Raw genomic sequence first — 25,234 nt, 5'->3', positions numbered from 1 at the left:
GGTGCGGGGCGGCCGCCCGGATGGTGGCGTCCAGGGCCAGATCCCGGTACGCCTCGGTGGGGCGGCTCCGCACATACCGCCCGCGGGACGTCTCCGCCCGGGTCTTGCTCCGCCGTCCGGAGAGGTTCCGCCGCCATCGGTCCCGGATCCACTGCAGCCGCGGCGGCCGCAGCCCCTGCAGCTCCTGGAAGAGGAGGGCCTCGTCGAAGGCCAGGCGGGTTTCCCAGGGGATATCGTGGAGCTTGTGGGGGCAATCGTCCTGGTCGCAGTCGCAGAGGGGCCCTCCGCCCCCCCGCCCCGCCCCGCCGGTTCCCGCCTCTCCCTGCCCCGCTTCCCGTTCGCTGACGTCCCGGATGGTGGCCCGGGTCTCCGCGTCGTGGGAGAACCCGACCGCCTCGGGCTGGACGTAGTCGGGCGAGAAGGCCTCCCGACCCTCCCCGGCGCTCAGGGGTTCCCCCTCAAAGGGGCCCCCGTTCGTGGTAGGTCCCCACCAGCCGCTCGATCAGCGTGGCGTCCAGCTTCGCGCTCTGCAGCGGCATCCGCTTGGTGCGGTGGCGCAGGGCGAGCTCCATGCCATCCCGGAGGTCGTCCCGGGTCGGCTCCGACCGGCCGTGGAAGGCGGCGGAGGCCAGGGCCGCCTTGATGAGGGTGATCTCGGCCCGGTGGCCGTCCACCTTCATCTCGATGGCCACGTGGGCTGCGGTCTCCAGGAGCGCCTCGCTCGGCGTCAGGGTGGGGACGGCTTTCCGGGCCGCCTCGATCCGGTCGCGCAGCTCCTGCTGCTCGCGTTCCCACCCGGCGCCGAAGGCCGCGGGGTCTCGCTGGAAGGCGAGCGCGCGCCGGACGATCTCCTTCCGCTCCGCGGCTCCCTTCTCCGCCGTCACCTCCGCGCAGAGCCCGAAGCGGTCGAGGAGCTGGGGCCGGAGGTCCCCCTCCTCCGGGTTCATGGTGCCGACGAGCAGGAACCGCGCGGGGTGAACATGGGTGATCCCCTCCCGCTCCACCACGTTCAACCCGGTCACCGCGACGTCCAAGAGGACGTCCACCAGGTGATCGTCCAGGAGGTTCACCTCGTCCACGTACAGGATGGCCCGGTGGGCGGCCGCGAGGAGGCCGGGGGCGAAGATCTTCCGCCCCGCGGTCAGGGCCTCCTCGAGGTCCAGGGTGCCCACCACCCGGTCCTCCGAGGCGTTGAGGGGGAGATCGATGACCGGCGTGGGGCCCTCGGTGAGGGGGAGGGGGGTTCCCTGGGCGACCTTCGCGGCGCACTGGGTGCAGAGCCCCTCCGGCTGGCCCGGGGCGCAGGCGTAGGGGCAGCCCCTGACCACCACCCGGGGGGGAGCACGGCGGCCAATCCCCGGACTGCGGTGGACTTCGCCGTCCCCTTCTCCCCCCGGATCAGGACCCCTCCGATGGTGGGGTCGATGGCGTTGAAGACCAGCGCCTTCCGCATCTGCTCTTGCCCGACGACGGCGGTGAACGGGTAGATGTGGCGTTCCATGCCTGAACCCTTTCCCCGGTCAGGAGGGATGGACCAGCGCCCGTGCAGGGACTCGCCGCAAGGGGGGACGCGAGAAGGAGCTACGCGGCGGCCCCGGGCCCCCGCGGAACGCATCTCCGAGCGGGGGGGAGGACACCGGCGGGGATGGGACGCATCTCCATCTCAGTGCCGCAGCACTGTATGCCGGCGCGGGCTCCGAGATCGAGCACGCCTTGCGCGGTCACCATAGCAGATGGTCCTGCGCGCCGCAAGGGCTTTCCTGGGCCCACCCTGCCACCGGAGCATCTCACCCCTCTTCCGGAAGCTGGGGGGTCCGGTAGAGGAGGTCCCCCAGGGCCCCTGCATCCCCCAGGCGGACCGCCTGGTGGGGGCGCAGCGCGATGAGCCGGTCCATCACCTCGCCCAGGGCGCAGCCGGCCGGAAGCCAGGGGACCTTCAGGACGAAGAGGGGATCGGTCGCCGTGGCCGCCTCCCACGCCTCCACGCTCGCGATGCGGGGGTCCAGAGGCCGGCTCCGGGCGAACGCGTTGTCCTCCACGTCGGCGTTGAACCCGGTCTCCCAGAAGAACTCCAGGAGGCGGGGGACCTGCTCGGCAATCGGGGAGGCATCCAGGCCCCTCGGCCGCCCCCGGAGGCAGGCCCGGCAGGAGGCCATGAGCTCGGTCCCCCCCTGGACATTCTGGAGGTTGGGACAGAGGAGCGGGTCGGCCGGGGTCCCGAGGGGGGCTGTCCGGTAGTAGAGGCGGAGCTCCTCGAACTCCTCCCGGAAGAAGAGGAGAAGGCAGATCACGTACGGGAACGCGAGCCGGACCTCCCGGTAGGAGCTCCCGTCCCCCATCCGCCCGGTCCCCCAGCGGAGGCGGCGGACCTGCGGTGCCAGCTCGACCACGAAGGCCGTATTGGGGCCGGCGGCCCGGACGACCCGGGTTCCGGGGGGGAGGAGGAGCGTCTGGTCCCGAAGGCGTCCCGGGAGGGCACCGGCCAGCTCCCGGAGGAAGTCGGCGAGGGCGGCCCGCCGGTCCAGGGCCCAGGAGCCGTCCGCGCGCCTCCGGTGGAGGGCCACCGCCTCGCCGATGATCTCCAGCCGCTCCTCCATGCCCTTACCCCTCCCTCGGCCCCCACCGGCGCTCGAGCCAGGCCTGGACCCGTTCCGCCACCTCGGGGTTCATCTTCAGGTCGGCGTGGTTGAACCAGTGGGGGAGGTAGGCCCCGATGGTCGCCGGAAGCGGCGCGGCGCGGTGCTGCTGCCGCGTGATGACCTGCCGCTCGGCCCCCGTGAGCGCCGCCGCGGCCTCCGCGACTCCCTCCTGGAGGCTCGGCACATCCCCTTCGGCCACCAGGAGGAGCTTCGGTCGCGGGGAGTCCGGGACGGGGCCCAGGGCCTGGAGCAGGGGGAGGATGGCCGCCGGATCGGCCGTGCGGACCGCCGTGCTCCCGAAGGCGATGAGCATCGCCCGCCCCTCCTCCGAGGGCCGCTTCGGGATGGCAGGGGAGACGGCGATGAGCAAATCCGCGCTGCTCATCAGGGCCAGTCGCCCGCCCAGGCTGTGGCCCAGGGCCGCGACCCGCCCGTACCGCCGGCAGTAGCCGACTGCGGCCTCGAGGTCGTGCAGGAGGCCTGGACCGAGCGGAGCCGGATGCTCCCCGTGCCCCCGCAGGTCGGGGCAACAGGCCGCAAAGCCGGCCTCGGCCAGGTGCGCCGCCAGCCCCAGCATCTGCTCTTTCGCGCCCCCGTAGCCATGCGCCAGGGCGATGGCCCCGGCCGGGCGGTCCGGCTCCAGCAGGTACGCCGGGACCGGGTGCCCGTCGGAGGAGCGGAGGTCCCGCAGCCGGTCGAAGCGCATCGATCCCCCTGGTCCCTTGGCCCCCGGGCCCTCCTCAGGCCCCGAGCAGCGTCTTCCGGACAACCGGGGCCCGGAGGAGGACGGGCCCCGGCCCCTCCTCCACGATCCGCCCCGCGTCGAGCAGGTAGGCCCGCCCGGCCAGCTCGAGCATCCGCCGGACGTGCTGCCCCACGAGCAGCACGGTGATCCCCTCCTCCGCCACCTCCCGGAGGGTCCCGCAAAAGCCGGCGACCACACCGGGGGCCAGACCCAGGAACGGGTCGTCGAGCAAGAGCAGGGAGGGCCGAGCCATGAGGCCCCGCCCGACCGCCAGCATCTGCTGCTCTCCGCCGGAGAGGCTGTCGGCCCAGGCGGATGCGCGCGCTCGCAGGACCGGGAAGAGGCGGCAGACGACCTCGAGCGACTGCCCGGCATGCGGGCGGGCCCGCCGGGAGTATCCTCCCACCTCGAGGTTCTCCCGGACCGTCATGTCCGGAAAGAGCAGGCGGTTCTCCGGGATGTAGCTCACGCCCCGCTCCACGACCGTGTGAGCCGGCAGCCCGTCGATCCGCTCCCCGCGGAACCAGATCTCCCCGCCCCGGGGCCGCAGCAGCCCCTGGATGGTCTTGAGGAGAGTGGACTTGCCGGACCCGTTGGGGCCGACGACAGCCACCAGCTCCCCCCGGCGGGCGGTGAGGCTCACCCCGAAGAGGACCTGGAGCCCGTCGTAGCCGGAATCCAGATTCACGACCTGCAGGGCAACCTCCCGGTCGGGCATGCTTTCCCCTCTGGCCGCCTCAGCCTTCCCCGAGGTACGCCTTGACGACCCGGGGGTGGGCGGTGACCTCGCCCGGGGAACCCTCGGCGATGATCTCCCCCCGGTCCAGGGCCAGGGCGCGGGTCGCAAATGCCGAGATCGCCCGGAGCTTGTGGTCAATCAGGAGAAGCGTGAGGCCGCGCTCCCGCAGGCCCCGGAGGACCTCCAGGGCCCCCTTCACGGCCGCAGGGCTCAGGCCGGCCGTGGGCTCGTCCAGCAGCAGCAGCCGAGGCGAGGCAGCCAGGGCCATCGCAAGCTCCAGGAGCTTGGTCTGCCCCAGGCTGAGATGAGGAGCCGGCCTGGCGGCAAGCCCGGCCAGCCCCACGGTCTCCAGGGCAGCCATCGCCTCCCGGTGGGCCAGGGCGGCGGGCAGCCGCCGCCGGCGGCATCCGAAAGATGCCCCCACGAGAACGTTCTCCAGGCAGCTCAGCTCGGGGAAGATCACCGGGATCTGGGGGGTACGCCCGACACCGCGCCGGGCGATCGCCCAGGGGGGGCGCCCCGTAAGGACCTCTCCCGCAAAGGTCACCGTCCCGCTGGTCGGCGGGACAGCGCCGGCGATGATGTTGAACAGGGTGCTCTTGCCGGAGCCGTTGGGCCCGATGACCCCCAGGACCTCCCCTTCCGACACGGCGAAACCGACGTCTCGCAGGGCCCGCAGGCCACCGAAGGCCTTGCTGAGGCGCCGGACCTCAAGGAGCGCCACGCTCTCCCCCGCGCCTCCGGGCCAGTCCCGCCAGGCCCTCCGGCGCTCCCAAGAGTACCAGGAGGATCGCGGCGGCGTAAAGGAGCTGGTGTCCCATCGGGAACCGGGGCTGCAGGAGCAGCTCGTCGAGGAAGTAGAGGATACCCGCCCCCAGCAGCGGGCCCGCCGGGGAGGCCATTCCGCCGAAGAGGGTCATGACGAGGGGGAGGACCGAGAAGAGGAGGCTGAAGGCGGTGGCCGGCTCCAGGGACCGGACGTGGTGCGCGTAGAGCGCCCCGGCGAGCCCCGCGAAGGCCGCGCTGGTGGCGAGCGCGGCGAAGAGGAGGGGGCGCGATGGCACCCCCAGCCCCTCCGCCCGCTCCTGTTGCTGCCGGAGGGCCGCCAGGGCCAGGCCCCATCGGCTCCGCCCCAGGAAGACATGGACCAGGAGGACCGCGCCGATCCCGCCCGCGGCCAGGAGCGATCCTTTGGCGGGGAGCGGCGGGAGACCGATGAGCCCCCAGGTCCCGCCGGTGAGCGACGTCCACTGGGTGGTCAGGATCCGGAGGATCTCGGCGGCGGCGAATGTGGCCAGGCTGAAGTAGGGTCCCTTGAGGTGCAGGGAGAGGGCCCCGACCGGGAGCGCCACCGCCGCCGCGGCGAGCCCCCCGCCCGGAACGGCAGCCCACACGTCGAGGCCGGAGCGAGAGGCCAGGAGGGCGGACGCGTAGGCTCCGACGCCGAAGAAGGCTGCGTGGCCGAACGAGAGGCGGCCGCCCAGGGCCAACAGGTGCCAGGAGGCGGCCAGGAGGCCGAACAGCAGCGCCATGGTCACGAGGCTCGAGTGGTAGGGGGACCAGGGGAGGAGGGCCGCCGCCACCGCGCCGCCGAAGAGGATCCAGCCGGCCCTCACGCCCCCCGCCTCCCCCGCAGGAGCCCGATCCTCCGACCCTGCAGCAGGAGGAGGAATGTTCCGAAGAGCCAGGCCTCCCGCCAGGCCGGCCCGGCGAGCGCCCCCACGAGAGCCTCCGTCAGCCCGAAGAGGAGGCCGGCCAGGGCGAGGCCGTCCGTCCGGCCGACGCCGCCGGCGATCGTGAGCGTCAGGGCGATCACGGTCAGGGGTGCCCCCGCCGTCGGGGTGACGTACTGCAGGCCCGCCAGGAGCGGCCCGGCCGCCCCGGCCAACCCCCCGCCCAGCGCGAGGCCGAGCACCTGCATCCGCTCCACGGGGATGCCCATCAGGGCGGCTGCCCGCGCGTCCTGGCAGGTGGCCCGGAGCGCCCGGCCGGGCCGGGTCCGTTGGAGGAACAGGTGCAGGGCCAGCAGGAGGGCCCCGCCGGCCGCCGCGGCGGTAAGGCGGGCCCCGCCGATCGGGATGCCCAGGAGCCGCCAGCCGGCTGCCCCGGCCTCCCAGCGGAGGAACCGGTAGTCGGCCGAGAAGAGGAGGAGCATGAGGTCCTGCAGGAGCAGGGAGAGGCCGAAGGTGAGGGTGAGGGCCTTGAGCTCGTAGGGAGGCGTGACCCGTGACAGGAGCGCCCGGGCCGGCCAGGCCCATGCGGCGACAACAGGGGCCGCGAAAAGAACGGCCATGAGCGGTCCCACGCCCAGGGAGGCGTTCAGCCAGAGGCCGGCATAGGCCCCCAGGATCACCAGCTCCCCGTGGGCGAGATTGAAGGTCCGGGCGACGCCCAAGGTGAGGGAAAAGCCGGCGGCCAGAAGCCCGTAGAATAGCCCCTGGGTAGTGCCGGCCAGGAGGGCCTCGAGGAGAGGCACCCGCGCTATCTCCTCTCCTCTCCGAGGGTCGGGATGCGGGGCGGTCCGGTGGCCCGGTCGGGCGGGTAGACGACCACGTGCCGTCCGTCCTGGATCTGGAGCACGACCCGGCGGTAGTCCTGCGGGTCCCCGGTACCCGTGAACGCCACCCGCCCGATGGGAAGCATCAGATCCACCCTGGCCAGCGCCTCGCGCACGGCTGGCCCTGTGAGGCGGTCCCCTGGCGCCGCCGCCAGCGCCGCCAGCAGGGCTCGTGCGCCGGCGTAGCCGTGCATGGCGAGCGGGGCAGGGGGCTCGCCGAAGCGCCGCTGGAAGGCCTCGACGAAGGCACGGGAGGCCTCCTCGGTCCCGGGGGCCGTGATCCCGGGCTCCCAGGTGGTGGTCCCGAACAGCCCCTCACTCGCCGGGCCCAGCTCCCGGATGACCTCGGGGAACTCCATCCCGAAGGTCCCCAGGTAGGCTGCGAGGGGGTGCTGCCGGGCCCGGAGCTGCCGGACCAGAACCAGGTGGTCGCCGAAGAAGGCGTTGGAGACCAGGACCGGAGCCCCGCCGGCCCGGACGCGGCTGAGCAGGGGGGCGAAGTCGCTGAGGCCCGGGGTAAACTGGTCCTCTACGAGGACGGCGATCCCGGCCGCGCGGAGCCCCTCGCGCTGCCGGAGGGCAAGCTGGGACGCCCCGGGGGTGTTGGCCGAGAGGAGAGCGACGGCCCGCGGCTTGAGCAGATGCTGGAGGAAGCCGACCGTGGCCTCCACGTAGCCTCCCAGGCTGCTCACCCGGAAGAAGAACCGGTACCCCCGCTCTGTGAGCCGCTCGTCCAGGGAGGCCGTGGCGACGTAGGGGACCCGGTAGCGCTCCGCCACCTCGCTCACCGGGCCCACGAGGCTGTCCACGTAGCCCCCCACCAGGCCCACGGCGCCGTCCCGGCCCGCCAGCCTTTCGGCGGCGGCCAGCGCCCGCTCCGGCCGGCCCTCGTCATCCTGGACGAGGAGGCGAACCGACCTGCCCCCTATCCCGCCGCCGGCGTTGGCCTCCTCGACGGCCAGCACGATCCCCCGGTGGATGGCTGTCCCCTGGGGGGCGAAGCGTCCGGTCAGGGAGTTTACGGCGCCGATCGGGATGGAGGGGGGACCTGCAGCGAGAGTTGTCGCCGCCAGGAGGATGGGGAGGGCGAGCAGGGTCGGGCGGAGGCCCTTCGGCAAATCTCTCCCCCGCTCAGCGGAGCTCTGGGGACCCGCAACGAAAGCAGTTCCCGAGGCATCTAGAACAAAACAAAAAGATGCAGGGCCACCATAGCAGAGCCCCCCGGGAGGGTCAATCGGGCGGCCGTCCCTGTGGCGGGCACTCATCGGGTGTTGCTCCGCTGCAACATGTGCCCAGGGTTCTCCGGCCTCCGTCGGTTTCCCCGGGCCGTGAAGAAATCGGAGGCGGCCGGCGTCGGTGAAGGCGTGGGTGTGTGGCCCTCCGGGCCGTCCGTGGTGGAGGAATCATTCGGCTATTGCGGGGCAGACCGAAGCGGCGTGGCATGCGAATTGCTAGTCTCCCGGGTATCATGGTGTCGTGTGCGGCCTTTTCCAAATTCTTTCAACACCGAGGGAATCCCATGGCGATCACCTGGACGGACATCAGCACGATCACCGTCTTCCTCAGCCTGGCAGCGGTGCTGCTGGGGAATGGATTTGCCTATCTCCTTCACCGCGACGCCGAGGAAGTCCGCCGGAACCGCCAGGACGCCTGCACCCGCCATCAGTGGGTGCAGGGCCAGTCGGGCGGCCTGACCTGCCAGCTCTGCGGGAAGGTTCCCGGCTAGCCCCTGTCCAACCCCCCCTGGTCTCTCCTGTTGAGGCCGTGCGCTCCTCGCCTGCCTGCGGTGAGCCTCCGCTCGCCGGTGGCGGGCCCGGTGTAGCGATTTCACCCACGCAGGATCAGTGCGGGTGCGGCGGTTCGGCCTCGTCGAAAGTGATGGGGATCTCGAGGGTGCTGGAAGGATTGAAGAAGATCTCTGGGACGTCGGAGTATTCCCGGTGAATCAGGGTCACCTTCTCGCGCAGTTCGACCATGACCTGCTGCCGGAGGGCCCCCTCGTCGGCCGGGCTCCCGTCGGGGGTTGGGATGAGGGGGAGCCGATCGAAGGTCAGCCGCTTCGGCAGGAACTGATCGAGCCGGCACCCGAACTGGTGCTGCTTGTTCCCGACGATGGAGACGAGGCGCTCGATCTGCAGCCTCTCGATGGTCTTCTCATCCGTCTCGCTCCACGTGATGTCCGCCTCGGCATGGCTGTGCCACCAGACCCGAAGCGCGGCGGGATCCTTCCCCTCCTGGACCGTGCGGAGCAGGTGATCTGCCACCGCCTGGGGGTCGAGCTCGGTGTCCGAGTCGGACGCCCGTTGACGGATGAGGAAGATCTCAGCCACCCGGAGATCGTCTCCGAAGGGCTCCACGGTTCCGAGGCCGCCAACTTCGAAGGGGCAGAGAGTGATATACAGCTTCAGGCGCTGGAAAGCCTGAGGGGCGATAAACACCCGCGGGACCTTCCGCTGTTCGGGGCCGGGCCCTCCCATCACCCCTCCTCGCCCATCGCACGCCTCGAGCGATTTCCCGGGTCGAATGAACAAAGAGCGGGGAAGCCCTGAAGCCTCCCCGCTCTTTCCGTCCACTCATCCGAGCCTCAGCCCTGAGGCTCCTCGGTCTGCGAAGGGTGTCGCCTCCTGCGCGGGAGCTAGGCCGTGGCCTTCGCCGTCACCGGCGCAACGGGACGCTTCGCGAGCAGCTCGGACACAAACGCGATCGCGCAGAGGACTCCCGCGGTGTAGAAGGCGACCCGGTAGTCCTGGTAGAGGTCGAACATCCGCCCGCCGATCCGCGGGCCGATGATCCCCGCAATCCCCCACGCGGTAAAGAGCAGGCCGTAGTTCACGCCTGCATTCTTGGTCCCCCAGAAATCCGAGGTCGTGGAGGCGTTCACGGACAGTTGGGTCCCGTAGCACCAGTACACCACGAACACCGTGATGTACAGCAGCGCGATGTTGCCGCCGACGTGGTACAGGATCGGCATGGCAATGGCCGAGACCGCGATCATGAGCCTGAGGACGTTGAGCCGGCCGAGGGCATCGGACATCCAGCCCGAGAGGATCCGGCCGGAGGCGTTCCCCGCTGCCCCGATGACGAGACCCATGGTGGCCAATGCCTCGCTCGGGACCCCCACGCTCCGCGCGAAGGGGACCAGCTGGCTGATCACCATGAGGCCCGCCGCGGTGCCGAGCGCATAGGCGACCCACATGAAGTAGAAGCTGGGCGTCTTCAGCACCTCGCCAGGGGTGAACTCGTAGGTCGTTGCCGCGGCCTTGGCCGTGGCCGGGGCCGGCGTCCATCCGGCCGGCCGGTAGCCGGCGGGCGGGTTCTGGAGGAGGAACGCCCCGACCATCGTCATGACGAAGAAGATCACTGCCAGGACCATGAAGGTCGTCCGCCACCCGTACGACGGGATCAGCCAGGCTGCGGCCAGGGGGCCGAAGATGGCCGAGCCGCCGCCGTACCCGGCGACCGCCAGGCCGACCGCGAGGCCCCGTCTATCCGGGAACCATTTGGCCATGACGGGGATCGGTGTCGCGTAGCCGAAGCCGTTCCCGATCCCGCCCATCACGCCAAACCAGAAGAAGAACGCGTTCAGGCTGTTCACGTAGGCGCAGGCGAAGAACCCGATGCTGACCAGGGTCCCGCCGATGATCGAGATCTTGAACGGGCCCAGCTTGTCCTGCATCCGCCCGGCCAGGATGAACGACAGCCCGAACACAAAGACCGCGATCGTGAACACCATCGAGACATCGGCCCGCTTCCAGCCGAACTCCTTCTCCAACGGCGCGACGAACACGCTCCAGGCGTAGAGCGCACCCAGGGCGAGGTTCATGGACATCCCGCCCACCACCCGCCACCACCGGTTCAACCCTTGTTCCATGCTGTGCCCTCCTCCCCCGTCTTAGGCGTTAGCACCGAGGGGAAATACGGACCGGACCAGCACCGATCCGCGCCAAGTCCACCGAGGCGTGCATCTCCAATAGGGGTCTCGAGTGCCTGGCTCGGCGGCTCGCCGCCGGGCTCGCAGCACTCGCCGAGCGCCGATCACGTTCTCTCCCGTGCGTGGCGTCCAGCTTTCCCGCCAGGCCTCCAGGGTATCTCCCCTGGCGACGCGCCCCCTGGACGGGGGGAGCGGGCGTGCTGCGAAGCCGTGGGTCAATTTTTCGGTGCGCAAGCAAGACGGAGATCTTCGTGCGGGCTGGAAATACCGGCTCTGCCTCTTCAGACTCTCAGATGGCTCGGCTTGGGGAGCCCAGGTGACTGATGCCGGGTCGGCGCATCACCTCCTTCGCCCCCTTCGAGGTCATGGCTGGATGCCGAGTCGGCCCTAGTCGCTACCATGGGCCAGGAGGGGGTGTCAAGGAAAAATTCACAAGGCGTTTTACTGTGGGAAACAGACATCCCAGGGAAGCCCCCGGCACCGGCAGGCCGGCGCGGCGAAGCCGCCCAGTTTGGCCTTGACAAAACCTGCGCGCTATTTCACCATGGGCGTCGGCATTTCGCGAGTCACCCACCTCAGCCTGTACCCCGGAGCCCTTCGACGCCCTTGAGGCCGTCCCTGAGGTCGCCTTTTCCCAGGTGGCGTGCCCGAGGCCCAGCGCCCAGCCCAATGGAGCAGCCGGCACAAGCGCAGGAGGCCCTCCCATGAGCGCGCCCGAGGGCCCTCTCAAGCGGACCCCGCTCAACCGCGTCCACCACGCCATGGGGGCGAAGATGGTCCCCTTCGGCGGCTGGGACATGCCGGTCCAGTACTCCGGGATCCTGGACGAGCACCGGGCGGTCCGGACGGCGGCGGGGCTTTTCGACGTGAGCCACATGGGCGAGTTCGAGATCGCGGGGCCCGAAGCCCTGCCCGCCCTGCAGCGCCTCATCACCAACGACGCCTCCCGCCTCGCCCCCGGCCAAATCCAGTACGCGGCCCTCACCTACCCCAACGGGACCTTCGTGGACGACCTGACCGTGTACCGGGTGGGCGAGAGCCAGTTCATGCTCACCGTCAACGCGGCCAACATCGAGAAGGACTTCGCCTGGATTCGGGAGCACCTCAAGGGCCGGGCCACGGTCGTGAACATCAGCGACGAGACCGCCCTGCTCGCGCTCCAGGGGCCCAGGGCCCGAGAGATCCTGCAACCCCTGACGCCCGTAGACCTGGGGGCCCTGAGGTATTACTGGTTTACCTCCGGGCGCGTGGCCGGCCTGGAGGCGCGGATCTCCCGCACCGGCTACACCGGGGAGGACGGTTTCGAGATCTACCTGCCGGCCCCCCAGGCCGAGCGGCTCTGGGAGGCGCTCCTCACCCAAGGGAAGGCGGCGGGGCTCCTCCCCTGCGGCCTGGGGGCGCGGGACACCCTGCGCCTCGAGGCCAAGATGGCCCTCTACGGCAACGACATTGATGACCGGCACACGGTCCTGGAGGCGGACCTGGGCTGGATCGTGAAGTGGGAGAAGGGGGAGTTCCTGGGCCGGGAGGTGCTGGCCCGGCAGAGGACGGAGGGGGTCGCTCGGAAGCTCGTCGGGTTCGAGATGGTGGGCCGGGGGATCGCCCGCTCTCACTACAAGATCCTCAAGGACGGCCGGCCCATCGGGGAGGTGACCAGCGGTGGCCCCGCTCCCTTCCTAGGGAAGGCCATTGGCCTGGGGTACGTCGAGGCCGCCTCCGCCGCCATCGGAACCGAGTTCGACATCCTCATCCGGGAGCAGCCCGTCCGGGCTCGGGTGGTCCCCACCCCCTTCTACAAGCGTCCAAAAAAGTAGCGGCGCCGCGGCCGGGCGGCGGGCGCCGCCCATGATCCCTCTCGAGCGGGAGGTGCGCATGACGAACCCCGAGGGCCTGAAGTACACGCGCGAGCACGAGTGGGTCAAGATCGAAGGGGACCGAGGGCGCGTCGGGATCACCCACTACGCCCAGGACCAGCTCGGGGACGTGGTCTTCGTGGAGCTCCCCAAGAAGGGGCGCCCGCTCCGCCAGATGGAGGCCTTCGGCGTCGTGGAGTCGGTGAAGGCCGTCTCCGACCTCTACTCCCCCGTGAGCGGGGAGGTGGTCGAGGCGAATACCGCTCTCGAGAAGCAGCCGGAGCTGGTGAACCAGGATCCCTACGGGAAGGGCTGGATGATCGTGGTGAAGGTCAAGAACGCGAAGGAGCTGGACGCCCTCATGACCGCGCAGCAGTACACGGCCTTCCTGGAGCGAGGAGGGAAGTGATGCGCTACATCCCCAACACCGACGCCGACTGCCGGCAGATGCTCACCACCATGGGCGTCCGGTCGGTGGAGGACCTCTTCGCCGACATCCCCCGGCAGGTCCGGGTCAAAGGAGACCTGCGGCTCCCGCCCGCCCTCTCCGAGACCGACCTCATGCGGCACCTCACGGGCCTGGCGGCCCGGGATGCCGACGTGGACAGCTACGCCTCCTTCCTGGGGGCCGGGGCCTACAACCACTTTGCCCCGACGATCACGAACCACCTGATCCTCCGGGGGGAGTTCCTGACCGCCTATACCCCCTACCAGCCCGAGATCTCCCAGGGGACGCTCCAGGCCATCTACGAGTACCAGACCCTCGTCTGCCAGCTCACCGGGATGGAGGTGGCCAACGCCTCGATGTACGACGGGGGATCGGCGCTGGCGGAGGCGGTCCTGATGGCGCAACGGGCCACGGGCCGCGAGGAGGTGGTGGTCGCCCGCACCGTCCACCCGGACTACCGGCAGGTGATCCGGACCTACCTGGGGCCGCTGGGGATCCGGATCCGCGAGGTCCCCTACGGGGCCGCAGGCGGGAGCGACCTGAAGCTCCTCCGGGCCGCGGTGACGGAGCAGACGGCCTGCGTGGCGGTCCAGTCCCCCAATTTCTTCGGGGTCGTGGAGGAGGTGGCCGAGGCGGCCGACGCCGCCCACGCGAAGGGAGGGCTGGCGGTCGTGGCCGTGGCCGAGCCGGTCTCCCTGGGCCTCCTCGCCCCTCCCGGCGAGCTGGGGGCCGACATCGTGGTGGGGGAGGGGCAGGCGTTCGGCAATCCCATCTCCTTCGGGGGCCCCTACCTGGGCTTCTTCGCCACCAGGGAGCGGTACATCCGGAGCATGCCCGGGAGGTTGGTGGGGCAGACCGAGGATCGGGACGGTCGGGTGGGCTACGTCCTCACCCTCTCCACCCGGGAGCAGCACATCCGCCGGGAGAAGGCCACCTCCAACATCTGCACCAACGAGGGACTCTGCGCGCTGGCCGCCACCATCGCCCTCTGCACCCTGGGGAAGCAGGGGGTGCGGGAGATGGCCCTCCAGAACCTCCGAAAGGCGGCTTACGCCAAGCGGAAGCTCGCCAAGGCGAAAGGGTTCGCCCTCCGGTTCGGCGGCCCGACGTTCAACGAGTTCGTGGTGCAGAGTAAGCGCCGTCCCGTCCGCCAGCTCCTCGGGGCCCTGGCCCGCAAGCGGGTCCTCGCGGGGGTGGCGCTGGATCGCTTCTATCCCGAGCTCCGGGACTGCTTCCTGGTCTGTGTGACCGAGCAGAACCGCCGGGAGGAGATTGACGGGCTGGTGAAGGCCCTGGGAGGGGGACGATGAGCGAGTACACCGTCGGCACCCGCGGCCTCGTCTTCAACGAGCCCCTGATCTTCGACCGGAGCGTGCCGGGACGGGTGGCCTACTCCCTCCCGCAAAGCGACGTCCCCGAGGAGAAGGCGGAGCGGCTGATCCCCCGGAAGTTCCTCCGGAAGGAGATCCCGGGGTTCCCCGAGGTGAGCGAGATGGACGTCGTCCGCCACTTCACCCGGCTCTCCCAGTGGAACTACGGGATCGACCTCGGCATGTACCCGCTGGGCTCCTGCACCATGAAGTACAACCCCCGCGTGAACGAGGACGCGGCGCGCCTGCCGGGCTTCGCCCGGGCCCACCCCTTTCAGCCGGAGGAGCTGAGCCAGGGGGCGCTCCAGCTCATGCACGAGCTGGCCGCGTACCTGGCGGAGATCGCCGGCATGGACGCCGCGTCGCTCCAGCCCGCGGCCGGGGCGCACGGCGAGCTGACCGGGATGCTCCTGATCCGGGCGTACCACGTCAGCAAGGGGAACCCCCGCAAGAAGGTGCTGGTCCCGGACTCGGCCCACGGCACCAACCCCGCCTCCTCCGCCATCTGCGGCTACCAGGTGATTCCGGTGAAGACCGGCCCCCGGGGCTCGGTCGAGCCGCAGGTCGTGGCGGACGTGATGGACGCGGACGTGGCCGCCATCATGGTGACCAATCCGAACACCCTGGGGCTCTTCGAGGAGAACATCGTGGAGGTCTGCCAGGTGGTCCACGCCAAGGGAGGGCAGGTCTACTGCGACGGGGCCAACATGAACCCCATGGTGGGGATCGCCAAGATGGGCGCCATGGGGATCGATGTGCTGCAGTACAACCTCCATAAGACCTTCTCCACCCCGCACGGCGGGGGGGGGCCGGGCTCCGGCCCGGTCGCCCTGAAGGCCCACCTGGCCCCCTTCATGCCGGTCCCGGTGGTCGTGAAGCGGGGGGCGCGCTACGCCCTCGACTACGGGCGGCCCCATTCCATCGGCAAGGTCCGGGCGTTCTACGGCAACTTCGGCATGATGGTCCGGGCCTACGCCTACATCCGCACCCTCGGCCCGGACGGCCTGCGCCGCATGGCCCAGACCGCCGTCATCAACGCCAACTACCTGATGAACCAGCTGAAGGGGGTGTACGACCTTCCCTACGACCGCGCGTGCAAGCACGAGTGCGTCTTCTCGGATGCCCTGCAGGCGAAGAAGGACGTCCACACCCTGGACATCGCCAAGCGCCTGATGGACTACGGCTTCCACCCCCCCACCATCTACTTCCCCCTCATCGTCAAGGGGGCGCTCATGATCGAGCCGACCGAGTCGGAGAGCAAGGAGACCCTGGACCAGTTCATCGCGGCCCTCAGGCGGATCGCGGCGGAGGCGGAGGAGCACCCCGACCTCCTGCACGAGGCCCCCGTCAAGCCCCGGGTCTCCCGCCTGAACGAGGTGAAGGCTGCCCGGGAGCCGAACCTCCGGTGGCAGCCCCGCCCGGCGCCCCCGCCCGGGGGAGGGGCCGGATAGGGGATCCGGATTCGCAGGAAGCGCGCCCCCGGAGCCGCGGCTCCGGGGGCTTCGCGTTTCCAGGGGATGGGTCTCTGGGCTTGAGGTTCCGCCCGCCCGCGTATACAATAGAGATGGCAGACGAGGAGGGGAGGATGGCCGAGGGCAAGGTCCTGGCCACGAACCGGAAGGCCCGGCACGACTACCACATCGAGGAGACCTTCGAGGCGGGCATCGCCCTGCAGGGGACGGAGGTCAAGTCGCTGCGGAACGGGCGGGCCAACCTGAAGGAGGCCTACGGGGAGGTCAAGGGGGGCGAGGTCTTCCTGGTGAACTGCCACATCAGCCCCTACGAGGCGGGCAACCGCTTCAACCACGACCCCCTCCGGCGGCGGAAGCTCCTCCTGCACCGGCAGGAGATCCGGCGCCTCATCGGGAAGGTGCAGGAGAAGGGGCTCACCCTCATCCCCCTGGCCTTCAGCCTCAAGGGCCGGCGCGTCAAGGTGGAGCTGGCCCTGGCCCGAGGCAAGAAGCTCTATGACAAGCGGGAGGACATCAAGCGGCGGACCACGGAGCGGGAGATCGCCCAGGCTCTCAAGGCGGTCGGGCAGGCGTCGTGAGCGGAGCCTGCCGGACCCGCTCCCGCGGTCCCGGACCACTCACGAAAGGGGGCGCTCGGTTTCGACGGGGAGGAGATGAGTAGCGGCGGCGTGCCGAGGTCCCATGACCCTCGTAAATCCCATGGGAAACAAGCACCTGCCAATCACGAATTGGCCCTGGCTGCCTAACTAACAGCCACGCGTCCCCGCCTTCGCCTTTCGGGGCGGGAGCCGCGCCGTACAGGAAGGCTGGCCCTCCGGCCCGGCCCGGGGCCGGCGGGCGAGAGCACGTAGGGCTGGCCCCAACAGGAGCCCGCCTGTGGGCGCCCAAGGGGCGAGAATCAATTCGCAGGCTACGCACGTAGAAGCGGTTACGGGTCCCTTCTCGGACGCGGGTTCGACTCCCGCCGCCTCCACCAACCGATCGTCAGCCCCCGGCGGCCATGGCGGCCCCCGGGGGCGTTTTCCTTCGAAGCCGGCGCCCGCAGGGCGTCGCCCGCATCCCCCGGGAGCGGGCCGGCGGGGCCGCGGTTACCCCGGCTTCGGGCCGGGCTGGCGCAGGCCCTTCCGGAGCTCCTTGTCCCCCCGCTCCCGGACATCCTCGCCGCGGACGATGTAGATCACGTCTTCCGCGATGTTCGTCGCATGATCGGCGATGCGTTCCAGGCGCCGGGAGACCAGGATCAGGTCGATCGCCCGGGGGATGGTGGCAGGATCGCTGATCATGTAGGTGAGGAGCTCCCGGAAGACCTGGTCCCGCAGGCTGTCCACCTCGTCGTCCGCCTCGATGACGCTCCGGGCGAGGTCCGGGTCGCGGCGGACGAACGCGTCGAGGCTCTTCCGGACCATCTCCTGCGCGAGGCCCGCCATGCGGGGGATATCGATGAGGGGCTTGACCTGGGGCTGGGTGATGAGGGAGCGGGCCCGGAGCACAATGCTCACCGCCTGGTCCCCGATGCGCTCGAGGTCGCTGTTGATCTTGATGGCGGCGGCGATGAAGCGGAGGTCCGAGGCCATCGGCTGGCGGAGGGCGAGGAGCGTCAGGCACCGATCGTCGATCTCGATGCAGAGGAGGTCCATCTCCTCCTCGTGGGCCAGCACGGCCTGCACCAGCGCCTCCTCCCGATCCACGAGAGCCTTGACGCTCTTGTGGATCATCGCCTCGGCCACGCTCCCCATCCCCAGGAGGCGGTCCCGCAGGGCCTGAAGCTCTACTTCGAATCGCCGCTCCATCCCCCCTCCCCCTACCCGAACCGTCCGGTGAGGTAGGCCTCCGTCCTGTGGTCCCTGGGCATCCGGAAGAGCTCCTTGGTGACCCCGAATTCCACCAGCTCGCCGAGGAGGAGGAACCCCGTATAGTCGGAGACGCGGGCCGCCTGCTGCATGTTGTGCGTGACGATGATGATCGTATACCGGTGCTTCAGTTCCAGCATCAAGTCCTCGATCTTGGCCGTGGCGATCGGGTCCAGGGCGGAGCAGGGCTCGTCCATCAGGAGCACGTCCGGCTCGACGGCGAGCGCGCGGGCGATGCAGAGGCGCTGCTGCTGGCCGCCCGAGAGGCTGAGCGCGCTGTCGTGCAGCCGGTCCGAGACCTCCTCCCAGAGCGCGGCGGCCCGCAGGCTCCGCTCCACGATCCCGTCCAGGTCTGCCTTGCTCCGGACCCCGAGGATCCGGGGTCCGAAGGCGGCGTTCTCGTAGATGGACTTGGGGAACGGGTTCGACTTCTGGAAGACCATCCCCACGCGCTTGCGCAGCTCCGTGACATCCAGCGCCGGGTCGTAGATGTCGGTCCCGCCGACCTGGATGGTGCCGGCGATCCGGACCCCGTCCACCAGGTCGTTCAGCCGGTTCAGGCAGCGGAGCAGGGTGGTCTTGCCGCAGCCGGAGGGCCCGATGTAGGCGGTGATCCGGTGCTGGGGGACCGCCATGGAGATGTCTTTGAGGGCGATCTTCTCCCCGTACCAGAGCGAGAGGTCCTTGATCTTCACCATGGGTGTCTCCGCGCCCGCGGCGGCCGGGAGGCCTCCGCGCGGGGCCCGGGGCAGGATCTCCGTGGGCATCCTCCGCTCCTACAGGGCCGACACGGCGTACTTGCGCCGGAGTCGGTTCCGCAGGCTGATGGCGGCAAGGTTCAGGGCCAGGACGATCAGGAGCAGCAGCATGGTGGTCGTATACACCATCGGCCGCGCCGCGTCCACGTTCGGCGACTGGAAGCCGACGTCGTAGATGTGGAACCCCAGGTGCATGAACTTCCGGTCGAGGTGGAGGAAGGGCCAGAACCCGTCGATGGGCAGGGCCGGGGCCAGCTTGACCACGCCGGTGATCATGAGCGGCGCGACCTCGCCGGCGGCGCGGGCCATGGCCAGGATCAGGCCGGTGAGGATACTCGGCATCACCGCCGGGAGCACCACGCGCCAGGTCGTCTCGAACTTGGTCGCCCCGAGGGCGAGCGAGGCCTCCCGCGTCCCGGCGGGCAGCGCCGCCAGCCCCTCCTCGGTGGCCACGATCACCACGGGGACCGTGAGCAGCGCCAGCGTGAGCGAGGCCCAGAGGATCCCGCCGGTGCCGAAGGTCGGGGTCGGGAGCGCCTCGGCGAAGAAGAGCTGGTCGATCGTCCCCCCGACGGAGTAGATGAAGAAGCCGACGGCGAAGACCCCGAAGACGATGGACGGCACCCCCGCCAGGTTATTCACCGCGATCCGGACGGCGCTGACCGCCGGCCCCTGCCGGGCGTACTCCCGGAGGTAGAAGGCGGCCAGAACCCCCAGCGGCGTCACGGCGAGGCTCATGATCAGGACCATCATCACGGTCCCGAAGATGGCGGGGAAGATCCCCCCCTCCGTATTCGCCTCCCGGGGCTCGTCCGCGATGAACTCCCAGACCTTGGCGAGGTAGAAGCCCACCTTCTCGGGGAGCCCCATCGCGTTCGGGCGGTAGGCCCGGACCACCTGGGCGAGGGGGACCTCCTTTTCCTTGCCCCCTGCCGCGGCGATCGTGACGCTGCCCGTCGAGGTCTGCCGGAGCAGGGTGAGAGCCCCCTCCTGCTCCCGGTACCGGGCGTCCCACGCCGCCGCCTCCTGCCGGAGCCGCTCGACCTCCAGGCCGGCCGGGACGTTGCCCAGCGCGAGGCGCCGGAGCCGGAGGCGGATCTTCTCCTGCGCATGGTTGATGGCACCGATCTCCTTCTTCTCGATCCGCCGGATCTCCCGGGAGAGCCGGGCAGCCTGCGGCAGCCGGGCCTGGAGCTCCCCCCAGCCGGCCTCGGGTCCCTCCGCCACCACCCGACCCCCTTCCTTCACCACCCCGAGGATCCCGTACAGGTTTCCCCACTCCCGCCGCTCGATGACGACAGCCTCCGGCGGGGTCTCGCGCTTCGCGATCCGGGCTTCCTCGACCCAGACGAAGTCGCTGCCGGTGAGGTCCCGGTTCCCCTGCTTGACCTGGATCCGGTACCGGGGGGGCGTCGCCGGGGGAGCCCCCGGCTGCGGGATGGCCTCCCGCTCTGCGACCTGGCCCATCACCACGGTGCCGTCGGTCAGGGTGACCCGCACCACGTCGGCCGGCCAGAAGAGGCCCAGCCCGTTGACGAGGATGAGGAGCGTGAGCCCGGTCACCATCAGGATGGAGAGGGCCAGGGCCCCGCCCGTGAGCCAGATGAAGGGATCGCCGCTCTTCCAGAAGCGCTTCCAGGGACTCATAGCGCCTGGTACCTCCGGCGCAGCCGGAGCCGGACCAGCTCGGCGACGGTATTCACGAGGAACGTCATCACGAAGAGGAGGAAGGCCGCCAGGAAGAGGACCCGGTAGAGCGTCCCCCCCTCGGGCGCCTCCGGGAGCTCGACGGCGATGTTGGCCGAGAGAGCCCGGAAGCCGTTGAAGATGGACCAATCCATGACGGGGGTGTTGCCCGTTGCCATGAGGACGATCATCGTCTCGCCCACGGCCCGCCCGAGCCCGATCATGATGGCGGAGAAGATCCCGGGGCTCGCCGTGGGGAGGACCATCCGCAGGGCCGTCTGCCAGCGGGTCGCGCCGAGCGCCAGCGACCCGGCGACCAGGTGCGGCGGGACGTTCGAGAGGGCGTCCTCGGCGATGGTGAAGATGATCGGGATCACGGCGAAGCCCATGGCGAACCCCACGACCAGGGAGTTCCGCTGGTCGTAGGTGAGGCCCAGGGTGCGCAGGAGCCACCCCCGGTAGTCGCCGGCGAGAAGGGCCGACTCGACCAGCCCCCCGAGGGAGAAGGCGAGCCAAGCCCCCACGAGGATGACGGGCACGAGCAGGAAGACCTCCGTCCCGGCTCGGACCCGTCGGCGGAACGTCACCGGCGCCAGGCGCCAGAGGGCGAGGGCCAAGAGGATGAGCACCGCGAGCACCCAGGGCAGGAGGAAGAGCCCCGGCACCACCTTCTCCACCATGGGCGCCAGCCACAGCCCGGCCACGAACCCCAGGACGACGCTGGGGAGCGCGGCCATGATCTCTACCGTGGGCTTCACGATCCCTTTCAGGGTGGGGTGCATGAACTGGGAGGCGTAGAGCGCGCCGAGGAGGGCGACGGGGATGGCGAAGAGGAGGGCGTAGAGAGTCCCCTTCAGGGTGCCGAAGATGAGCGGGGTCAGGCTGAGCTTCGCCTCGAAATCGTCGGTCCCCCCCGTGGACTGCCAGACGTGGTCGGGCTCGGGATAGCCCTCGTACCAGATCTTCGCGAAGAGGCTCCGCCACGTGACCTCGGGGTGGGGGTTGTGTAGGCCCCAGTGGGCCAGGCGTCCCGCCGCGTCGGCCGCCACGAAGCCGTCCGCCTTGGGGGCGAAGGTGATGGCCCGGAGCTGATCGGCCTCGACCCGGGCCGTGAGCAGGGTCGCTCCCGTGGTGCCGTAGTGGAGGTGTACGGTGCCGGACCCGTCGCCCGTGAGGAACCCCTTGTCCCGGCGGGAGGAGGCGAAGGCCACCACGGGGCCGCCGTGAGGAGTGAAGTCATGGATCTTCCGGAGGCGGCGCCGCCCGCCATCGTCCGGGAGGATTTGCCAGGAGCTGACGCCGCCTGCCGCGTCGCCGACGACGAGGGTCCGGTCCCCGATCAGGAAGCCCAGCGCGGTCACGCCGACCCCGGCGCGGCCCACGGCGAGCAGGACCTCCGCCACCCCCGGCTCGCTCGGGTCGCGGAGATCCAGGCGGGCGATCTGGCCGGCGGAGGTGCCCACGAACAGGTCCTCGCCCCGCCCGTCCAGGGCCAGGGCGGTGATCTCTCCCTCCACCGGCAGCGCGAACGACCGGCGCGCCTCCTCCCTCGTGGCGGGGCCGATCAGGGCCTTCCGTTCGGTCACCAGGACCAGGATGAGGTCCTTCGGGCCGACGACGGCCGCGGTCATGGGACCGCTCGGTGCGGTGACCTGGGCCACGAGGCGCACGGGCCGGCCGTTTGGATCGGCCGTGAGCGGCTCCGCCGCCCCCAGCTCGGGGTCCACCCGTCGCCCGCCGGCGGGGAACGACACGGTGAACAGGATCTCGACCGGGAGCACGCGCCCATCGGAGAGACCCAGGGCCAACTGGCCCCCCCGGGGGGTCGAAGCGGAAACCACGGACGCGGAGCCGAGCCCCGGCAGGGGCGGCGTCGGGAGGAGCCGCTCCTCCTTGAGGGAGACGAACTGGAGGCCAGCCCGGGTCACCACGTAGGCCACCTCGCGGTACTCGTCGACGCCGGCCCGGAGCGGCGGTCCGCCGGTTCCCGCCGGAACCGTGGTGACCGGCGTGGCCGTTGGCGCCTTGAAGAGAGGAAAGACCTCGGCGGCGATGACGAGCAGGATGGCGAGGATCGAGGCGATGATGGCCCCCCCGCCGAGCCCCACGAGGCGGCGCGCCAGGCGGTCCACCAGGAGCCGGCGGCTGATCTGCTCCCGGGGGAGGGTGAGCGGGCGGGCCGGGGTCCCCGGCCCGCCCGCCGCGAGTGCTTCGGTGCGATCGGCCATCGCTACAGGAGCTTGCTCAGCTCTTCCCGGGCGATGCTGGCCGGGATCGGGAAGTAGCCATCCTTGACCACGACCTCCTGCCCTTCCTTCGACAGGACCAGCTTCACGAACTCCCGGGTCAAGGGGTCGAGCCCCTTCCCGGGGGCCCGGTTGGTGTACACGTACAGGAACCGCGCCATGGGATAGGTGCCGGCGTAGGCGTTGTCCGGCGTCGCCTCCTGGCAGCGGGCCCCTTCCTTCTCCGCGAGGGGCACCGCCCGGACGCCGGAGGTGGCGTAGCCGATCCCGCTGTACCCGATGGCGTAACGGTCCACGGTCACGCCCTGCACGACCGAGGCCGAGCCGGGCTGCTCCTTCACCTCATCCTTGTAGTCGCCGTTCTTCAGGGCGTGCTCCTTGAAGAAGCCGTAGGTGCCGGAGGCCGAGTTGCGCCCGTAGAGGCTGAGCGGCCGGTTCGCCCAGTCCCCGGTGAGCCCGAGCTGACCCCAGGTCTTGATGTCCTCCTTGTAGCCGTAGCGGCGGGACTTGGAGAAGATCGCGTCCACCTGGGCCATCGTGAGGCATCGGATCGGGTTGTCCTTGTTCACGAAAACGGCCAGGGCGTCCACCGACGTCCGGACGGGGGTCGGCTTGTAGCCGTACCGCTTCTCGAAGGCGTCGATCTCCGACCCCTTCATCGGGCGGGACATGGGGCCGAGCTGGGCCGTCCCCGAGATCAGGGCCGGCGGGGCCGTGCTGGACCCCTTTCCCTCGATCTGGATCCTCACGTTCGGGTAGAACCTGGAGAAGGTCTCGGCCCACAGGGTCATGAGGTTGTTCAGCGTGTCCGAGCCGATGCTGGAAAGGTTCCCCGAGACGCCGCTCACCGCCTTATAGGGTTGGAGCCCCGGGTCCACCCTCAACGCATCCTGGGCACCCCCGAGGCCCGCCAGGGCCACGGTCATCGCCAGGGCTATTCCTCCCGCCAGTCCGCGCCTCTTCAGTTGCATCTGGTCTCTCCTCTCGTTGTTCGGTTCCATGATCCCCGACCGATGTTACAGAGCCGTGACGGTTGTGTTACGAGCGTGTAACAATCCCCGCTTCCGGGGCAAGAGCCCTGACTAGGCACCCGGCGCTCGCCAGGTTCGTGGCCACCGCGATGTTATGGACGTCCGCCACCCGCAGGAGCGCTGTGATGTCCGGCTCGTGTGGCTGGGCCGTGAGCGGGTCCCGGAGGAAGATCAGGGCATCGACCTCCCCCGCGGCGATCTCGGCCCCGATCGCGAGGTCGCCCCCGCGGGGGCCGGGGAGGACTTCCCGGACCTTCAGCCCGACCTGCTGCCGCAGGAGGGCCGCCGTCGCCTCGGTGGCGAGCAGGCTCCAGTCGGCAAATGCTCTCCGGTGCCGCCGGACGAAGGCCACCAGGTCGGATTTCTTCGCGTCGTGCGCGATGAGAGCGACCCGCCACCGGCGCCACCCCCATTCCTGTTCGTCGGGCATCTTGCCTCCTTTCCCCGAGCCGTGCGCGATCATCCACCTCACCCGGGAGGATCGCCCCCCGGGATGACGAACCAAGCACGGGAAGGTAAATTGTGGGTAACGCGAGAGGAGGGAGGCGGTTACTGGAAGATGTGGGGCAGGTTCAGGCCGAGGTAGAGGAGATAGAGGCCGACCAGGAGCCCCCCCATTCCCCTCCCGAGCCTCCGCGCCCAGAGGAGCCCGGACGCGACCAGGAGCGTGCATCCCATGAGGTAGGGCGCATGGAGGCGTAAGATCAGCGGATCCGCTGACAGAGGGCGGACGAGCGCGATGGCGCCCAGGTTCAAGGCCAGAAGGATCACCACGGTGCCCACGACGTTCCCCCACGCCAGCTCGGGGTGCCCCCGCCGGGCCGGGGTGACCATCCGCGCGGCCTCCTCGACACTCTCCCCCATTCCCACCACGATCATGCCGAGGAAGGTTTCGGAGAGGCGGAGGGTGGCGATCAGCATGGTGACGCCCCGGACCAGGAGCTCGGCTCCCACGAGCATCACCGCGGCCCCTCCCGCCAGCAGGCCCAGCGCCCGGGCACGGTGCAGGGCACGGGAGGGGTCGGCCGGGTCGGCGGTGCCGACGGGCAGCCGAGAGCGCCTGGAGAGCCACACGATGAGGCCGACGCCTGTGGCGAGGAGGAGGGCCCCCTCTCCCCGGCTGACCGTCCCATCATTCCACAGCACCACGGCAAACGGCACGAGACTCGCTGCCATGGCCATCGCGGCCGCTGGTGGGATCCGCACCTCCATGGGAACGAGGAGCAACGCCAGACCCAGCCCCCCGGTCAGCATGAAGATGGCGGCCCCGATGACCGTCCCGAGCGCCACCTGGGGAAGCCCCTGCACCGCCGCCACCAGGCCGGTGACCAGGTTCTCGGGCTCGAAGCCGGAGAGCACGGCGCCGACGAAAAATGGACTCAACCCGAAGCGCGCCGCACTCGCGATCGCGCCGTCCGTGAACCGCTCCGCCCCCCACAGCACGAGGGCGAGGCCGGCGACCAGCAACAGCGCGCCGAGCAGCATCTCAGGCCAACAGCTCCGGGAGGAGGTCGCGCATCCGTTCCTCGATCTCGTCACGGGATCGGCGGAAGACCGCGAGGACCTCGTCTCGCGAGCCCCTGGCCCGCGCCGGGTCGTCGAGGGGCCAGTGGAGGTGCTTCACGTCAGGCGGGAGCAGCGGGCAGCGTTCCTCGGCGTTTCCGCATACCGTGATCACGTAGTCCATGGCGCGGGCGAGGTCTTCGGAGAACGCCTTCGACCGGTGGGAGGAGATATCGACGCCTTTCTCGCGCATGACCTCCACCGCAGCCGGGTTCAGGCCCCTCGGCTCGATACCGGCGCTCAGGGCCTCGACCCGTCCCTCGCCGTAGGCTCGCAAGAATCCCTCGGCCATCTGGCTGCGGGCGGAATTGCCCGTGCAGACGAAGAGCACCTTCTTCCGGTCCAT

The 25,234-nt window shown here is 70.4% G+C and carries 24 protein-coding genes and 1 other RNA gene; 7 read left to right on the top strand and 18 right to left on the bottom strand.

Annotated elements, in window-relative coordinates; translation table 11 throughout:
• Positions 1-458: 458 nt before the first annotated feature.
• From VGT06_12080 to VGT06_12045, 8 genes are all read right to left on the bottom strand, one after another.
• A complete protein-coding gene (locus VGT06_12080) occupies positions 459-1,328 on the bottom strand; it encodes an ATP-binding protein (GenBank protein ID HEV8663856.1) in 870 nt (289 codons plus the stop codon).
• Positions 1,329-1,787: 459 nt separating this feature from the next.
• Complete coding sequence (locus VGT06_12075) at positions 1,788-2,597, bottom strand: hypothetical protein (GenBank protein HEV8663855.1); 810 nt, start codon at positions 2,595-2,597, stop codon at positions 1,788-1,790.
• 4 nt (positions 2,598-2,601) lie between these two features.
• Positions 2,602-3,345: an alpha/beta hydrolase family protein gene (locus tag VGT06_12070; GenBank protein ID HEV8663854.1), complete on the bottom strand. Its 744-nt coding sequence runs from the start codon at positions 3,343-3,345 to the stop codon at positions 2,602-2,604.
• A gap of 34 nt (positions 3,346-3,379) precedes the next feature.
• Entirely contained in the window at positions 3,380-4,102 is a 723-nt protein-coding gene (locus VGT06_12065; GenBank protein ID HEV8663853.1) for an ABC transporter ATP-binding protein, read from the bottom strand.
• A gap of 19 nt (positions 4,103-4,121) precedes the next feature.
• A complete protein-coding gene (locus VGT06_12060; protein ID HEV8663852.1) occupies positions 4,122-4,847 on the bottom strand; it encodes an ABC transporter ATP-binding protein in 726 nt (241 codons plus the stop codon).
• A complete protein-coding gene (locus tag VGT06_12055; protein ID HEV8663851.1) occupies positions 4,834-5,739 on the bottom strand; it encodes a branched-chain amino acid ABC transporter permease in 906 nt (301 codons plus the stop codon). Before VGT06_12055 ends, VGT06_12060 begins: the two co-directional genes overlap by 14 nt.
• Entirely contained in the window at positions 5,736-6,599 is an 864-nt protein-coding gene (locus VGT06_12050) for a branched-chain amino acid ABC transporter permease (GenBank protein ID HEV8663850.1), read from the bottom strand. The genes VGT06_12055 and VGT06_12050 overlap by 4 nt, the downstream gene beginning before the upstream one ends.
• 5 nt (positions 6,600-6,604) lie before the next feature.
• Complete coding sequence (locus VGT06_12045) at positions 6,605-7,798, bottom strand: ABC transporter substrate-binding protein (GenBank protein ID HEV8663849.1); 1,194 nt, start codon at positions 7,796-7,798, stop codon at positions 6,605-6,607.
• A 401-nt stretch (positions 7,799-8,199) separates the two neighbouring features.
• Here VGT06_12045 and VGT06_12040 point away from each other — a divergent pair, with 401 nt between their 5' ends.
• Positions 8,200-8,406, top strand: a complete 207-nt coding sequence (locus VGT06_12040; GenBank protein ID HEV8663848.1) for a hypothetical protein — start codon at positions 8,200-8,202, stop codon at positions 8,404-8,406.
• A 115-nt stretch (positions 8,407-8,521) separates the two neighbouring features.
• Here VGT06_12040 and VGT06_12035 read toward each other — a convergent pair whose 3' ends face one another.
• Entirely contained in the window at positions 8,522-9,157 is a 636-nt protein-coding gene (locus tag VGT06_12035) for a hypothetical protein (GenBank protein ID HEV8663847.1), read from the bottom strand.
• Between the two features lie 158 nt (positions 9,158-9,315).
• A complete protein-coding gene (locus VGT06_12030; GenBank protein HEV8663846.1) occupies positions 9,316-10,551 on the bottom strand; it encodes an OFA family MFS transporter in 1,236 nt (411 codons plus the stop codon).
• A 764-nt stretch (positions 10,552-11,315) separates the two neighbouring features.
• On the opposite strand from VGT06_12030, the gene gcvT reads away from it, so the two are divergent.
• The 6 genes from gcvT (at position 11,316) to ssrA (ending at position 16,730) form a co-directional block, all read left to right on the top strand.
• Entirely contained in the window at positions 11,316-12,425 is a 1,110-nt protein-coding gene (gene gcvT, locus VGT06_12025; GenBank protein HEV8663845.1) for a glycine cleavage system aminomethyltransferase GcvT, read from the top strand.
• A gap of 58 nt (positions 12,426-12,483) precedes the next feature.
• Positions 12,484-12,873 carry a glycine cleavage system protein GcvH gene (gene gcvH / locus VGT06_12020; GenBank protein ID HEV8663844.1) on the top strand — a complete coding sequence of 130 codons (390 nt, stop codon included), beginning with the start codon at positions 12,484-12,486 and terminating at the stop codon, positions 12,871-12,873.
• Positions 12,873-14,222, top strand: coding sequence for an aminomethyl-transferring glycine dehydrogenase subunit GcvPA (gcvPA, locus tag VGT06_12015; protein HEV8663843.1), 1,350 nt, complete (start codon positions 12,873-12,875; stop codon positions 14,220-14,222). The genes gcvH and gcvPA overlap by 1 nt, the downstream gene beginning before the upstream one ends.
• On the top strand, positions 14,219-15,733 hold the full coding sequence (gene gcvPB, locus VGT06_12010; protein HEV8663842.1) for an aminomethyl-transferring glycine dehydrogenase subunit GcvPB: 1,515 nt from the start codon (positions 14,219-14,221) through the stop codon (positions 15,731-15,733). Before gcvPA ends, gcvPB begins: the two co-directional genes overlap by 4 nt.
• Before the next feature lie 134 nt (positions 15,734-15,867).
• The gene (smpB, locus tag VGT06_12005; GenBank protein ID HEV8663841.1) at positions 15,868-16,332 is read left to right on the top strand and encodes an SsrA-binding protein SmpB; all 465 of its coding nucleotides are present in this window, start codon (positions 15,868-15,870) and stop codon (positions 16,330-16,332) included.
• Positions 16,333-16,379: 47 nt separating this feature from the next.
• Positions 16,380-16,730: a transfer-messenger RNA gene (ssrA, locus tag VGT06_12000) on the top strand.
• Between the two features lie 112 nt (positions 16,731-16,842).
• Here the strand turns inward: ssrA and phoU are convergent.
• The 8 genes from phoU to VGT06_11960 all read right to left on the bottom strand — a co-directional run bounded on the left by phoU (position 16,843) and on the right by VGT06_11960 (position 25,234).
• Entirely contained in the window at positions 16,843-17,544 is a 702-nt protein-coding gene (gene phoU, locus VGT06_11995) for a phosphate signaling complex protein PhoU (GenBank protein ID HEV8663840.1), read from the bottom strand.
• An 11-nt stretch (positions 17,545-17,555) separates the two neighbouring features.
• Positions 17,556-18,302, bottom strand: coding sequence for a phosphate ABC transporter ATP-binding protein PstB (pstB, locus tag VGT06_11990; protein HEV8663839.1), 747 nt, complete (start codon positions 18,300-18,302; stop codon positions 17,556-17,558).
• A gap of 78 nt (positions 18,303-18,380) precedes the next feature.
• Entirely contained in the window at positions 18,381-20,009 is a 1,629-nt protein-coding gene (gene pstA, locus VGT06_11985) for a phosphate ABC transporter permease PstA (GenBank protein ID HEV8663838.1), read from the bottom strand.
• A complete protein-coding gene (locus tag VGT06_11980; protein ID HEV8663837.1) occupies positions 20,006-22,276 on the bottom strand; it encodes an ABC transporter permease subunit in 2,271 nt (756 codons plus the stop codon). Before VGT06_11980 ends, pstA begins: the two co-directional genes overlap by 4 nt.
• Before the next feature lie 2 nt (positions 22,277-22,278).
• Positions 22,279-23,265, bottom strand: a complete 987-nt coding sequence (locus VGT06_11975) for a phosphate ABC transporter substrate-binding protein PstS family protein (protein HEV8663836.1) — start codon at positions 23,263-23,265, stop codon at positions 22,279-22,281.
• Between the two features lie 67 nt (positions 23,266-23,332).
• Entirely contained in the window at positions 23,333-23,755 is a 423-nt protein-coding gene (locus tag VGT06_11970; GenBank protein ID HEV8663835.1) for a methylglyoxal synthase, read from the bottom strand.
• Between the two features lie 119 nt (positions 23,756-23,874).
• Positions 23,875-24,810 (bottom strand): hypothetical protein, encoded by a 936-nt coding sequence (locus VGT06_11965; protein HEV8663834.1) that lies wholly within the window; start codon positions 24,808-24,810, stop codon positions 23,875-23,877.
• Position 24,811: 1 nt separating this feature from the next.
• Positions 24,812-25,234, bottom strand: coding sequence for an arsenate reductase ArsC (locus tag VGT06_11960; protein ID HEV8663833.1), 423 nt, complete (start codon positions 25,232-25,234; stop codon positions 24,812-24,814).

Source organism: Candidatus Methylomirabilis sp. (assembly GCA_036000645.1).
Taxonomy (GTDB): Bacteria; Methylomirabilota; Methylomirabilia; order Methylomirabilales; family JACPAU01; genus JACPAU01.
The sequence above is the reverse complement of the archived record's forward strand: the minus strand, read 5'-3'. Positions and strand labels throughout refer to the sequence as shown.